The following is a 13,425-nucleotide window of genomic DNA, read 5'->3' as shown; positions in this document are numbered from 1 at the left end:
TTGAAGTTACTGTTAACTGGTGCCTCTGGTTTTGTTGGGTTGAATATGCTCGAAAAATTATCTGGTTATGATTTGCATGTAATAAGTAGATCTAATAACGGTCGTTTTAATGATTTTAAGGGTTTAAGTTTTTTTCAAAATGAAATTGATGCAGACACTAATTATAATGATGCTTTGACAAATAGAGATGTCATTATTCATTGTGCAGCTAGAGCACATATTATGAGTGACGAAGCATTAGAGCCGTTAGCTGAATATCGAAAAGTGAATACTTCAGGTACGATGAATTTAGCTAGACAAGCTGTTAGATCAGGTATTAAGCGGTTCATTTATATTAGCAGTATTAAGGTTAACGGCGAGTCAACTGAGTTGAATAAACCATTCAAATCAAGTGACAATCGAGTTCCTAAAGACTTTTATGGGCAATCAAAATCTGAAGCTGAAGTGCAACTATTACAGCTCAGTAAAGAAACAGGTTTAGAGGTTGTTATTATTCGTCCAACCCTAGTTTATGGACCAGGTGTGAAAGCTAATTTTGCATCACTAATGAATCATGTATCAAAAGGTTTCCCGCTTCCTTTTAGGTGCATTACTAAAAATATGCGTAGCTTGGTTTCTGTTAAAAACCTAGTTGATCTTATTGTTACTTGTATCGAACATCCTAAAGCTGCTAATCAAGTCTTTTTGGTTTCTGACGATCACGATATCTCTACTGCGTCAATGGTAAAGCATATGTCACAAGCGCTTGGGAAATCGAGAACTTTGCTGCCAGTACCTTTATGGTGTTACCGTTTATTTGGTAAGCTAGTAGGTAAGGCAGATCTAGTTAATAGACTATTAGGCTCTCTACAGGTAGATATCACACATACTAAGGAAACCTTAGGCTGGGTCCCACCACAAACGCTTGAAGAAGGTTTTAAAGAAACCGCAGAAGCTTTTCTTCTTAATAAAAATAAATAGAGTATTTACATGATTCGTCTCATCGATTTTTTAGCAGCTTTCTTTGGCTTGTTGTTGCTATGGCCTGTTCTACTTATCGTTACAATTATTGGTATTTTTGATACCGGTTCGCCTATTTTTGTTCAAACTCGTGTTGGGAAAAATAAAAAAGCATTCAAACTGATTAAATTCCGCACTATGTCTGTCGAAACTCAATCTGTCGCAAGTCACTTGGCAAGTAACGCTTCAATTACTAAGTTAGGTGATTTTTTACGTAAAACCAAAATTGATGAATTACCGCAATTAATTAACGTTTTTAAAGGCGAAATGAGTTTAGTTGGCCCGCGTCCTAACCTATTTAACCAAGAAGAGTTAATTAAAGAGCGTGATTCGTTAGGTGTTTACGATGTTTTACCGGGTGTTACAGGTTTAGCCCAAGTTCAAAATATTGACATGTCAACGCCAGTGTTATTAGCAAAAACTGATAAGCATATGATTGATACGCTCAACATAAAAAGTTATTTCAAGTATATTTTGATGACTGTTACGGGTAGCGGTTCTGGTGATGCAGTAAAATAGATCTATCTATTGGTGATCAGTTGCTAAGTGATTAACCTGATTAGGGTTGTTTGCCTTCACTGTGTCTCAATGTCACCGAAACAGTGAAAAAGGTGTCTCAGCGGCTTCTTTCATCATTTATCAAAAGGTTGTTGAGTCGTTATTTGCTATGATAGTTTTAACTGGCTTAACGCTATCATTAGCTTTACGCCTTATTGCACAGAGATAAAAGCATCTTGTGCTAAACTCACCCAGCTCATTTTTCCCGTAGTCTAGCCGTGTTGTAAGATGTAATACATTATGAAATTGATTAATTTGGAGCTAAAAATGGATTTTTTGCAACGTATATTTTCTTTACCCCGTAATCAAAAACGTTTGGTCAGTTTAACGATCGATTCGTTATTTTTAATTTGTGCTTTTTGGAGCGCCCTTTTAGTTCGACTTGATGATATCAGTGTATTGAGTAACAGTACCTTTTGGACTGTTATTTTAGTTGTTATGCCGATTAGTTTAGTCGCTTTTGCTAAATTAGGTTTGTACCGTGCAGTGCTTCGTTACATGGGATTACAAGCCCTGGTAGCTATTTTAGTCGGTATTACTGTTTCAACTATTTCACTAGTGCTAGTGTCTTTTTATGCTGAAGCGAATATCCCCCGCACTGTTCCACTGATTTATGCTGCATTTTCACTTGTGTTTATTGGCGGTTCAAGAACGATCGTTCGATCTATTGTCGGTTCTGGAATGAAGCGCAGTGGCGAGGCGGTGATTATTTATGGTGCTGGCGTGAGTGGTAGGCAGTTATTGACCTCATTAGTACAAAGTCATGAATATTATCCATTTGCCTTTGTTGATGACGATGTGTGCTTGCATGGTACTGTTATTCAAGGGGTTCATGTTCATTCACCTTCTATAATCCGTAAATTGATTAAACAAAAATCGGCAACTAAAGTGTTACTTGCTATGCCAAGTGCTAGTCGTGCAAAGCGCCAAGAGATACTCACTCGACTCGAACCGTTAGCCATTCAAATCTTGACCATTCCCGCAATGGCAGATTTAGTTAATGGCACCAAGCTTTACAGTGATATTAAAGAAGTGGAAATTGATGACTTACTTGGCCGTGACGCAGTAAATCCTCGCGAAGACCTTTTGTCTGCCAATATTAAAGATAAAGTGGTCATGGTCACCGGTGCCGGTGGTTCAATTGGGTCTGAATTATGTCGACAGATTTTAAAGCAGTCGCCTAGAAAGTTAGTTCTTTTCGAGTTGTCTGAATTTGCCCTATATTCCATTGATCGTGAATTAAATGCCACAGCAAAAGAGCTCGGACTAGCTGTTAGAATTTTACCTATTATGGGTTCTGTTCAGCGGGAAAATCGAGTACAAGCTGTTATGCAGTCGTTTGGGGTACAAACGGTTTATCATGCTGCTGCGTATAAACATGTACCTTTAGTTGAACATAATGTGGTTGAAGGCGTGCGTAACAATGTATTTGGTACGCTTTATACCGCTAGAGCGGCGATTGCAGCAAAGGTTGAGAAATTTGTGCTGGTTTCAACGGATAAAGCCGTGCGTCCGACCAACGTGATGGGTACGACTAAGCGCATGGCAGAATTAGTATTACAGGCGTTATCTCGTGAGCAAAATAAAACGCGTTTTTGTATGGTGCGCTTTGGTAATGTGCTCGGTTCATCGGGTTCAGTGGTGCCTTTGTTTAGAACTCAAATCGCTAATGGGGGGCCGGTTACGGTCACACACCCTGAAATTACTCGTTTCTTTATGACCATACCTGAAGCCTCACAATTAGTTATTCAAGCTGGAGCCATGGGCAAGGGCGGCGATGTATTTGTGCTGGATATGGGTAAGTCAGTAAAGATTGTTGATTTAGCTGAAAAAATGATCCGCTTAAGTGGTTATGAAGTTCGCAGTGATAAAAACCCCGAAGGTGATATTTCAATCGAGTTTAGTGGTTTACGCCCTGGTGAGAAACTATACGAAGAACTGCTTATTGGTGATGATGTAACGGGTACTGAACATGAACGGATTATGACTGCAAATGAATTGTATTTAACATGGGCTGATTATTCGGTGATTTTAGATCGTTTAGATTTGGCTTGTCATGAATTTAATCATGAAGCTATTCGTGACATTTTACTCAAAACCCCTACAGGTTTTGCGCCTACTGATGGTATTTGTGATTTAGTTTATCAGCAAAAAGCTAAAAATCTTGCCGCTGCCAAAAAAGTCATTAATTTTGCATCTTAAATTCTATTATGACTTTGATGCATTTAATTAATCGCTAATTAATCGCTAATTAATCACTAACTATATGGTTAGCCTGAATCTAAATGTTAGATCCAGGCTTATTTTGACAAGGATTTTAAATGAAAGTTGTTATTCCTGTTGCTGGTCTTGGTACCCGTATGTTGCCAGCCACTAAAGCGATCCCAAAAGAAATGTTACCATTGGTTGATAAGCCGCTTATTCAATATATTGTCAATGAGTGTGTGGCTGCCGGTGTGAAAGAGATTGTGCTGGTGACTCACGCCAGTAAAAATGCCATTGAAAACCACTTTGATAAATCCTATGAGCTTGAGTCCACTTTAGAGAAGCGCGTTAAACGTCAGTTGCTTGAAGAAGTACAGGCGATTTGTCCTAAAGACGTGACGATTATGCAAGTCCGTCAAGGTGAAGCCAAAGGCTTAGGTCACGCGGTGTTGTGTGCTTACCCATGTATTGGCAATAATGCATTTGCAGTTGTATTGCCCGACGTGGTGTTAGATGAATATACCGCTAATCAAAAAACTGAAAACTTAGCTGCGATGATAGCGCGCTATCAAGCGACATTTGCCAGCCAAATTATGGTGGCCCCAGTACCTGAAGACGATGTGAATAAATACGGGATTGCTGATTGTGGTGGTGTAGATATCGCCCCAGGTGATTCAGCTAAAATTAAAGCCATGGTTGAAAAGCCTGATGTTGGTGAAGCACCATCAAATTTAGCCGTAGTGGGCCGTTATGTGTTGTCTGAAAAGATTTGGCGTTTACTGGCGAAAACGCCTGCCGGAGCCGGAGATGAAATTCAGTTAACCGATGCCATTGATATGTTGATTGAGCAAGACACGGTTGAAGCTTTTAACATGACCGGTAAGTCGCACGATTGCGGTGACAAACTAGGCTATATGAATGCTTTTGTTGAATATGGTCTACGCGATGCAAAGCTAGGCGCAGACTTCAAACAAAGCGTTGAAAAAATTCTGCTTGAACAGTAACACTTAATTATCATGTACTTTTAAACCAACTCTCGTGTAGTTGGTTTTTTGCTTTTTGGAATTGGCTAAAAGCCTAGAGCCTAGAGCCTAGAGACTAGAGCCTAGAGGCTAGAGGCTAGAGCGCTGCGCTGCTAGGACGCTTCGCGGCTAGAGGCTATAAAATCTATAGCAAGAGCCTAGAGCGCTGCGCTGCTAGGACGCTTCGCGGCTAGAGGCTATAAAATCTATAGCAAGAGCCTAGAGCGCTGCGCTTCTAGGACGCTACGCGGCTAGAGGCTATAAAAGAAAACAGCATAGCGAAGCGACTTTAGCAGGACGAAGTCCGTTCTAGCAGCGAAGCGACTCTAGCAGGACGCAGTCCGCTCTCTGGCGAGCCTGCGAGTTCCTAGAATCTAGAACCTAGCAGTGACGTAGTCCGCCCTAGGTACTAGATTAAATTTTTATATTGGAGTTTTTATGTCTCGTAAGTATTTTGGCACCGATGGTGTGCGTGGGAAAGTCGGCACGTTTCCGATCACCCCTGATTTTGCAATGAAGTTGGGCTGGGCGGCGGGTAAGGTTTTAGCGTCTACTGGTACCCAAGAAGTGTTGGTTGGTAAAGATACTCGCAGTAGCGGTTATATGTTTGAATCGGCTATGCAGGCTGGGCTATCAGCTGCGGGCGTAAACGTGGCACTCGTTGGCCCTATGCCAACGCCAGCGGTGGCGTATTTAGCCTCGACCTTTAGAGCGGATGCGGGGGTAGTGATTAGTGCATCACATAATCCTTTTTATGATAACGGCATTAAGTTTTTCTCCAATGATGGCACTAAGCTTAATGATGAGCAGGAGCTTGAAATTGAAGCGTTACTCGACCAAGCCCTTAATCACAATGCGATGGAATGTGTTTCGTCTGAATTGTTAGGCAAAGTGCGCCGAATTAATGATGCTGCGGGACGTTACATTGAGTTTTGCAAAGGGGTGTTTGCTAAAGGCTTAACCTTAGCAGGGCTTAAAATTGTGGTCGATAGTGCTAATGGTGCGGCTTATCATATTGCGCCCAATGTGTACCGTGAGTTAGGTGCTGAGGTGATTAGCATTAATGATAAACCTAATGGGGTTAACATTAATGACCGTTGCGGCGCGACCCATTTAGACAGTTTGCAAACGGCGGTGATGGCACATGAAGCTGATTTAGGTATTGCGATGGACGGTGATGCTGATCGGGTTATGTTTGTTGATCACAATGGCCACATAGTAGACGGCGACCAAATTTTGTATATTTTAGCCAAATCGGCTAAACAGCAAGGCACAATGGCAGGCGGTGTGGTTGGCACGTTAATGTCTAACCTCGGCCTTGAGATTGCCTTAAAAGCACTGGATATTCCGTTTAAACGCGCCAAAGTGGGCGACCGTTATGTGGTTGAACAATTAAAAGCCACCGGATGGCGCATTGGCGGCGAAGGCTCTGGGCATATCTTACATCTTGATCATGCATCCACTGGCGATGCTGTAGTAGCGTCGTTATTAGTGCTGCAAGCGGTATTACAATCGGAACAATCGTTGGCCGAGATAGTATCTGGCATGAATAAGTTACCCCAGGTGCTGCTCAATATTCGTTTAATTGCTAACAATGCCAATGAAATCCTCGCCTCTGACGCCGTAAAACAAGCGGTAATTGAAGCTGAAGCGGTACTCGCTGAAAACGGCCGCGTACTACTACGCAAATCTGGCACAGAACCGCTCATCCGTGTAATGGTAGAGTCTACCGACATCGAAATGTCAAAAGCACAAGCAGAGCATATCGCTAAAGCGGTTCGTGGCTAGGCTATATTACAGCTTGCTACAAATGAAACATAAAAACAGGTGATTTGCTTAGCAGTCACCTGTTTTTGTATGTGCACTTTTTGTTTAACAAAAATCTATTACGATGATATTTGTTCGTGTTGTTGTCAATAGCGAAACGATAGTGCAATTTTTCGGGCAATTAAGAGATAAATACCCACTCAATCACAAGCTGCACCTCATCCTGGATGGAGCGGGATATCACCGAGCGAATGTGATCAACGACTCGGCTCTTAAAACGAGGTATTTTGTAAACTCGCTACTCTAATGACTGCCCATTTTCCCATCTGCCTACAGCAAGTGAGTGCGCTATAGTTTATCTATAATTACGCATCATAATAGCTCTTATGATATACAATAACTAATCACTCTTGTGTTATTTTGGTTAGGGTGATATGTTTTTATATATAATTTTTCTTTAGTGATGCATTAAGACGTATTGAAATGAGCTATGTAACAGAGCAGATATTAGAAAGCCTTCGAGACGCTCGGGTACGTAAGGGGTTTAGCCAGAGAGAGCTGAGCGCTCGTTCGGGTGTACCGCAAAGCCATATATCGAAAATCGAGTCTGGTGGCGTTGATTTAAGAATGTCCAGTTTGATTGCACTTGCCCGTGTACTCGACCTAGAGTTATTTGTCGCACCTAAAAAGTCTGTTCCTGCCATCAAGTCGATCATTCGAAGTAGTAACGGTACTCATAATAACGGTCTTAGCGATGAAAGTGAGCAAATGTCGCCAGCATACCAGTTAGAGGAAGACGACGATGACTAATAATGTCTCTACGTTAAACGTTTTGCTCTATGGTGAACCCATCGCAACGATCACTAATGTGGGCAATGACAGAACGCTATTTGCCTTTATGGATCCGTACATTAATGACGAATCACGGCCCGTGTTAGGGCTTGGCTTTAAAGATTCGCTAGGTGGCTTGCTGACCAACTTCAAACCTACCCAAACCAAGTTAACCCCATTTTTCTCTAATCTTTTGCCAGAAGAAACCATGCGTAATTACCTGGCAGAGCGTGCTGGTGTGAACCCTGCGCGGGAATTTTTTCTATTGTGGGTGCTAGGGCAGGATTTAGCTGGCGCGATCACGGTTGAACCGGCCGATGGTGAAGCGCTGCCGCCTAATGTGCATCAAGACATTGAAGGTGAAACGAAAATTGAAGCTCCAATGCGCTTTTCATTGGCGGGTGTGCAGTTGAAGTTTTCAGCCGTACAACAAGTAAACGGCGGTTTGACCATTCCTGCTACGGGCACCGGTGGCTCTTGGATTGTGAAATTGCCGTCGTCTCGATTTGAGGCTGTGCCAGAAAATGAATATTCGATGATGGAATTGGCTCGAATGTTGGGAATGGAGGTGCCAGAGACTCAGCTACTTGCCATTGACCAGATTGCCAATATTCCAGAAGGCATTGGCAAATATGGCAGCTCTTTTAAAAATGCTCAGGCTTTTGCGATCAAGCGTTTTGACCGTGCAGATGGTCAAGCTGTGCACATTGAGGACTTTGCGCAAGTTTTTGGTGTCTATCCTCAAGATAAATACAAAAAAGCGAGCATGCGGAATATTGCTCAGGTTATCGGCATCGAAGGTCAAGACGAGGACATCGCAGAATTTACTCGCAGGTTAGTGTTCAATACGTTAATTGGCAATGCCGATATGCATTTGAAAAATTGGTCTGTGATTTATAAAGACAAGCGCACCGCATCGATTGCACCTGCTTATGACTTTGTCTCGACCATTCCTTATATCCCAGATGATAGTGCGTCGCTCAAGGTTAGCCGTAGCAAAAAATTCAGCGATTTCACGTTGGATGAGTTATCACACTTAGCCGCTAAGGCCATGCTGCCAGAAAAATTGGTGTTAGATACCGCCAAGCAAACCGTAGCAGGCTTCCATGAGGTATGGGCGAAAGAAAAAGCGCATTTACCACTTACCAAGTCGATGATTGAAGCAATCGAGACACACTTACGAAGCATACCGCTACGCTAAAATGAGAACCGACGCGTACAGAAATGCATAGGCGTCGGTCATATTGGGTTGAAGATTATGTTTAGTGACTTGTTTTGTCAATCATTGCCCCTGGTTGCCCCATTCCTTGGGGCGTTCGAGCTTCATCTATCCATCCTCTAAAGCTTGCGATATAAAGCTTTGCCCCATTGTCCCAACTACCCACAGTAAGTGAGCAAATGGTGGGTAGGCTAGTTTCTCCTGATTGGCTTTTTTGGCATACGGCTGCGTTTACCATCTGTAACCATCCCTTATATCGATCATATTTTAAGAAAGTTTTCCTCATTTATCCGCTCATGCAATTTGGGCGGTAAATCAGTCAGTGATCCATGTGGCATCGGCCAAGTTCAACAAACATTTTATGCCTTGCAAACTCAAGACAAGAAAACACTAAAGTGAATTAATAAGATTGGCTGCTTGGCTGCTTGGCTGCTTGGCTGCTTGGCTGCTTGGCTGCTTGGCTGCTTGGCTGCTAGGTTCTAGGGCGCTGCTCGATTACGTCGTTCCGGTAACGCTGTTAAAGCCGGAACCCAGGTGTTCGCTTTTAATTGTTCAGGAGATGGGGCGCTGCAAAGGGGGAAATTGAAAGTAAACGGTGGTGACAATTACTGCGCCCTGTACGTAACTGTTACATACATTTAGTCACCAAGAACCTAGCGTCAAGGTTGATGAAACGATATCATTCTTGATAATACACTTAATTAAATAAAATAAGTTTAACTACGGTACTCTGCATGACATTAATGACCATTATCGACAACTCTGAGCTCAACACATCTAACAAACAGTGGCAAAAGCTCGACAAATTGTGGCAAGATGTTGAGAAAAAACAAGTGCGTAATCAACGCTATCGCGCAAAATTAGATGGTTTTTATGAAGAGTTTAAACCGCTAATCGAGTCAAAAGAGCATGTTGTGTGTGCTGCGACCGGAAAGTGGGTCCAACATTTACTAACGTTTGTGCCACGCAAAACGATTAAGGGTAACCAAAGGGTTGAACTTTATGGTTGGATTGAAGAAGAGCTCACTATACTTGAGGCCAACCCATTTAATCCCATTGGCACAACTGATTTGCGAGAGCTTTTTACATCGTTATTGATTGATTTTCAATCGGCTATGCCAAAGCAAACGGTGAGTGATGATGAACTTGAGGCTCTACGGGAAGATCTGTTTGGCATGTTCGGTGAGTGGTTGCCTTTAAGTGATGATGAGCTGACTGACATGATCCACAATCCTGAAGACTTTCAAGCTTATATTGAAGAAATGCTCAGCCAAAGACATAAGGCTGAAGCACAAGATGAAGGTGAGGATGAAGGTGAGGATGAAGGTGAGTGGGATGAGCCCGCCTGGGGTAATATGGGAGATGACTTTTCATTCGAAAAGCGTGGATCTGACCAGACGATGAGCTCAGCGCTATTTGAAAATAAAGCGATGACTAAACTGTACCGTCAACTTGCCAATCAATTTCATCCCGATAAGGAGCAAGATCCTGCGCAAAAAGCCTTAAAGAAGGACTTAATGCAGCAACTTTCCCAAGCAAAAAAAGATAAAGATGCGCTCGCGTTGTTGATGATGGCGCAAGAACACCTGCCTGAGTATAAGCTTAAAGCAGACGAGGACATGATAAAGCGAGTTGAAGCCGCGTTATATTCAAAAATAGTGTCATTAAACCAAGAACATCAATTTATGCAGCATGGCAACGACATTAAATCGGAAATTTGGCGTCGTTTTGGCGGTGGCGGGAAGGCGTCGCGCGCAAAAACGTTGCAACAGTATGGCGATCTGCTGATCATTGAAGCTGAAGCATTATTCGCTAAAGTTGGCAAGGTTTCGACTGTGCAGGCCATGCGTAAAGAATTAAGTGAGCGGATCCATCAACAGGAATTGAATGACATGATGAATTATGGAATGTTTGAAGGCTTTTTGGATTAGATTTTGTTTGTCGAGATGTCATCGCTGACGTTTTAAGCGTTTGGCATACTCACTTCATCTATTATGATGGGGTCTTAATCCAAGCCACTATAGACCTTGTCACAGTGTCTATAGTGGCTAAGGTTTTTTAGCCCAGTCCCTCGCTTTTCATCAATGAGTCAAATGCACTACCATCAAGGCGAGAAGCATTGGCAACATAGGGGGCGTAGACTTCAAACAGTAGTCGTGTGTCGCTGTGTCCTAACATGTGCGAAATGTAAAGCGGGTTCTCATGAGCCGCAATATGCAGCACTGCGGCGGTATGGCGTGTTTCATAAGGTCGACGGAGTTTTAAGCCTGCGGCTTTTAAGGTGGGGAACCACAATTTACGACTTATAAAATGCGTTGAAGGTGGTAAGCCTGTCGGCGCGATAAATACAAAGTTAGATCGTCCGGTTTTAACGGCTTGAATACGTTTAAACGCATCAAATACGGTGTCACACATCTTAAGCTCACGGCGTGATTTTGGTGTTTTTACATCACCCACTTCACCATTAACCCAATTTTGACGAACGCGAATTAATCGATGGTCAAAATCAATGTGGTCCCACTCTAAACCATGCACCTCACAGCTGCGCATGCCCGTCCAGAAGCGAATGATAAAATAGTCTTTCCATTTTTGTGGAACCTTCACAAGAAACTTGCGGACCTCATCGATGGTCATCGGATTCGATTCCGCTTTTTCTTCTTTGAAGGCCTTATAACGTCTCAGTGGATACTCAAACTTATACTCTTCTGCTGCTAAGCTGATAATGGCAACCAAAGGCCAGAGGATAAAATTAATTCGCCGATTAGACAACAAACGAGAACCGTCTTCTTTTACTCCTTCACTTAAGTCCTGACGGAAGTAATCCACCTGTGACAGCGATAGTTCGTTGACTAATGTATTGCCGAAGTGGGGGATAAGGTATTTATCCAATGCACTGCGCACCGTATCTCGATAGCTGTTTTTCCAGGTGGCTTTTTTTCGTTCAAACCACTGGTTCGCAAATTCATCAAAGAAGGGGTGTTGACGGTCGGGGTGAGTGGCGCGTTGCAGTTGTTCAAACTTGACCACTTTTTTACTCTTGGGGAAATAATCACGGTATTGAAAGGTGCCTAAATCAATTTCCGCATTCATTTGTTTGAGTGTGGCTTTGGCTGTCGCGAGGTTTTTAGGGGTGGCCATCAATTGACTGCCTTCACGAAAACGGCAGCCATAAAGATGAAAATCGAACTGAATACGCCCGTTGGGGCGAATACGAATATGGACCATGAAAGGCCTCCATTGATCTCAGATCGTTAAATAGATCTGTCCCTACCCAATGGAATTCGTTAGAATTTAGCCATCGGCTGGGTTCTGATTAAAGGTCGGTGCAGCCGGTACGGGGGAGAGTGGTTGCCGCCACTCTCTCCCAACTGCTATTTAAGGGTAACTCAACTCACAAAACGCGCAAGTCAATCACCTCAGTGTGTCTTCCCAATAGGCTAAAAATATAGCTTATTCGTTAACCAGTTCCAGTTATATACCCAGTACTGTGTATTTGTCCAGTGTTTTATTGTACTTATTCAAACAACACATCAACATAATGCAGCACGCCCGTTTTATTCCGAAATCAAACATCCTTAAAACCAAATAAATCATCCTGGCTATGTGTATCGCCATCAGCATTCTGCTGTTTTAGCATGATCTCTAGTCTGGCTTTCGACTGCAGTACCAGTTCCATTTTCGGGGAAGCATATTCGATATCTGTGATACTTTGGTAAGGCTCGGCATTATCTCTGTCGTTATAAAACCCCAACTTTAGCCCTCCTTGCTCATTAATTAATACCGCGATTTTCATTTGTTCAGCATTGGTAATATCTTTAATTCGCACATGATTTAGCTGACTCAGATTGATGCTGTATAACGAGGGCTTGTGACAATCGATGTGTTTTGTGCGAATAAAACGGTTACTGCCGGTCTCTTCAACTAAGCTGGCAAGCATGACATAGTCTTTATCGATATAGAGTAGTGCTTGATTGGCTTTTTTGAGTGGCGTAATCGACAAATATTTTTTGAGATCTTCTTTAAAATCATAAATGTTGATGAAAATTTTTACCTCGACCCGATACGCTGTTTCTTTTTTTAATCGATATTCACGCAGTGATGCTAACGAGCTTGAGTTCACGCTGTGACCATCACTAAATATTGCGCGTTCATCATCTAGATAATACAGGATCTGTTCTGCATCAGTGTTATGACAGATCCGTTCTAGTTGTACCACGCTATCTTTGTTCAGCAATATGCCATGTGTTACTTCCATATTCTCTGGTAGCGCACAGGTCTGAATATTGTTGTCACGCTCAATACGGACTTTTTGTAGCTCTTTATTGAGCTCAAACACATCAAACGGCTGATGGGCCTCGGCGACGTCAAGGATCACCCTCGCCGAATCAGTAGGTAGTGACTGGTAAGCTTGGTTTTTATGCTGTTCAAGAAAAGCAAGATGCTCCTCGATTGGCGGTTTAGCTTGAATGTATAGACGAGATACTTGTGCCATCAGGGCATTGAGTATCGGTAACTTTTGCTGTTTACCATACTCGACTTCGATAGTGATTGGGTTTCTATTTAACGTGTTATCTAGTTCAGCCCGCCACCATGTACCGAAGCTACTTGCACATAACGACCATTGACCTTTTTTGAGTCCCCAGTCACTGCTAAGTGGCAATTGAACCATAGAGGGGAAATCGCTCTGACCTCCGATTAAATAGCCCAGTTCTTTGTTCTCTATCACCACAGTGACATAAGGAATAGGATCTCTATCACTGATAGCGTTAACCAGGTGGCTAATGCCTTGTTTACGGTCTGCATTGAATTCAAGTTTTGGCATGG

General features: G+C 42.6%; 11 protein-coding genes and 1 pseudogene. 9 read left to right on the top strand and 3 right to left on the bottom strand.

Annotated elements, in window-relative coordinates; translation table 11 throughout:
• The 8 genes and pseudogenes from AAEZ00_RS16065 (at position 1) to AAEZ00_RS16030 (ending at position 8,583) form a co-directional block, all read left to right on the top strand.
• The gene (locus AAEZ00_RS16065) at positions 1–960 is read left to right on the top strand and encodes a UDP-glucose 4-epimerase family protein (RefSeq protein WP_351089080.1); all 960 of its coding nucleotides are present in this window, start codon (positions 1–3) and stop codon (positions 958–960) included.
• Positions 961–969: 9 nt separating this feature from the next.
• Positions 970–1,518, top strand: coding sequence for a sugar transferase (locus AAEZ00_RS16060; RefSeq protein ID WP_351089078.1), 549 nt, complete (start codon positions 970–972; stop codon positions 1,516–1,518).
• A gap of 306 nt (positions 1,519–1,824) precedes the next feature.
• Complete coding sequence (locus AAEZ00_RS16055) at positions 1,825–3,759, top strand: polysaccharide biosynthesis protein (RefSeq protein ID WP_351089076.1); 1,935 nt, start codon at positions 1,825–1,827, stop codon at positions 3,757–3,759.
• A gap of 119 nt (positions 3,760–3,878) precedes the next feature.
• Positions 3,879–4,766: a UTP--glucose-1-phosphate uridylyltransferase GalU gene (gene galU, locus AAEZ00_RS16050; RefSeq protein ID WP_351089074.1), complete on the top strand. Its 888-nt coding sequence runs from the start codon at positions 3,879–3,881 to the stop codon at positions 4,764–4,766.
• A gap of 456 nt (positions 4,767–5,222) precedes the next feature.
• Positions 5,223–6,572, top strand: a complete 1,350-nt coding sequence (glmM, locus tag AAEZ00_RS16045; RefSeq protein ID WP_351089072.1) for a phosphoglucosamine mutase — start codon at positions 5,223–5,225, stop codon at positions 6,570–6,572.
• A 97-nt stretch (positions 6,573–6,669) separates the two neighbouring features.
• A pseudogene (locus tag AAEZ00_RS16040) lies at positions 6,670–6,825 on the top strand (hypothetical protein); the annotation flags it as partial.
• A 209-nt stretch (positions 6,826–7,034) separates the two neighbouring features.
• A complete protein-coding gene (locus tag AAEZ00_RS16035; protein ID WP_124013248.1) occupies positions 7,035–7,361 on the top strand; it encodes a helix-turn-helix domain-containing protein in 327 nt (108 codons plus the stop codon).
• Positions 7,354–8,583, top strand: coding sequence for a type II toxin-antitoxin system HipA family toxin (locus AAEZ00_RS16030; RefSeq protein ID WP_351089070.1), 1,230 nt, complete (start codon positions 7,354–7,356; stop codon positions 8,581–8,583). Before AAEZ00_RS16035 ends, AAEZ00_RS16030 begins: the two co-directional genes overlap by 8 nt.
• Before the next feature lie 61 nt (positions 8,584–8,644).
• Here the strand turns inward: AAEZ00_RS16030 and AAEZ00_RS16025 are convergent, their stop codons facing one another.
• Positions 8,645–8,839, bottom strand: coding sequence for a hypothetical protein (locus AAEZ00_RS16025; protein WP_124013250.1), 195 nt, complete (start codon positions 8,837–8,839; stop codon positions 8,645–8,647).
• Positions 8,840–9,335: 496 nt separating this feature from the next.
• On the opposite strand from AAEZ00_RS16025, the gene AAEZ00_RS16020 reads away from it, so the two are divergent.
• On the top strand, positions 9,336–10,532 hold the full coding sequence (locus AAEZ00_RS16020; protein ID WP_351089067.1) for a J domain-containing protein: 1,197 nt from the start codon (positions 9,336–9,338) through the stop codon (positions 10,530–10,532).
• A 127-nt stretch (positions 10,533–10,659) separates the two neighbouring features.
• Here the strand turns inward: AAEZ00_RS16020 and AAEZ00_RS16015 are convergent, their stop codons facing one another.
• Together AAEZ00_RS16015 and AAEZ00_RS16010 are read right to left on the bottom strand one after the other, a co-directional pair.
• Positions 10,660–11,826: an Arm DNA-binding domain-containing protein gene (locus AAEZ00_RS16015; protein ID WP_124013251.1), complete on the bottom strand. Its 1,167-nt coding sequence runs from the start codon at positions 11,824–11,826 to the stop codon at positions 10,660–10,662.
• A gap of 340 nt (positions 11,827–12,166) precedes the next feature.
• On the bottom strand, positions 12,167–13,423 hold the full coding sequence (locus AAEZ00_RS16010; RefSeq protein WP_351089065.1) for a hypothetical protein: 1,257 nt from the start codon (positions 13,421–13,423) through the stop codon (positions 12,167–12,169).
• Between the last annotated feature and the right edge of the window lie 2 nt (positions 13,424–13,425).

This window comes from Shewanella sp. S1-49-MNA-CIBAN-0167 (assembly GCF_040310145.1).
Classification (GTDB): Bacteria; Pseudomonadota; Gammaproteobacteria; order Enterobacterales; family Shewanellaceae; genus Shewanella; species Shewanella psychromarinicola.
This window is presented reverse-complemented; position numbering and strand designations above follow the sequence as displayed.

Coding starts and splice junctions, on each gene's coding strand:
- galU (WP_351089074.1), top strand. CDS start 3,879: ATGAAAGTTGTTATTCCTGTTGCTGGTCTTGGTACCCGTATGTTGCCA.
- AAEZ00_RS16010 (WP_351089065.1), bottom strand. CDS start 13,423: ATGCCAAAACTTGAATTCAATGCAGACCGTAAACAAGGCATTAGCCAC.
- AAEZ00_RS16015 (WP_124013251.1), bottom strand. CDS start 11,826: ATGGTCCATATTCGTATTCGCCCCAACGGGCGTATTCAGTTCGATTTT.
- AAEZ00_RS16020 (WP_351089067.1), top strand. CDS start 9,336: ATGACATTAATGACCATTATCGACAACTCTGAGCTCAACACATCTAAC.
- AAEZ00_RS16035 (WP_124013248.1), top strand. CDS start 7,035: ATGAGCTATGTAACAGAGCAGATATTAGAAAGCCTTCGAGACGCTCGG.
- glmM (WP_351089072.1), top strand. CDS start 5,223: ATGTCTCGTAAGTATTTTGGCACCGATGGTGTGCGTGGGAAAGTCGGC.
- AAEZ00_RS16060 (WP_351089078.1), top strand. CDS start 970: ATGATTCGTCTCATCGATTTTTTAGCAGCTTTCTTTGGCTTGTTGTTG.
- AAEZ00_RS16025 (WP_124013250.1), bottom strand. CDS start 8,839: ATGGTAAACGCAGCCGTATGCCAAAAAAGCCAATCAGGAGAAACTAGC.
- AAEZ00_RS16030 (WP_351089070.1), top strand. CDS start 7,354: ATGACTAATAATGTCTCTACGTTAAACGTTTTGCTCTATGGTGAACCC.
- AAEZ00_RS16055 (WP_351089076.1), top strand. CDS start 1,825: ATGGATTTTTTGCAACGTATATTTTCTTTACCCCGTAATCAAAAACGT.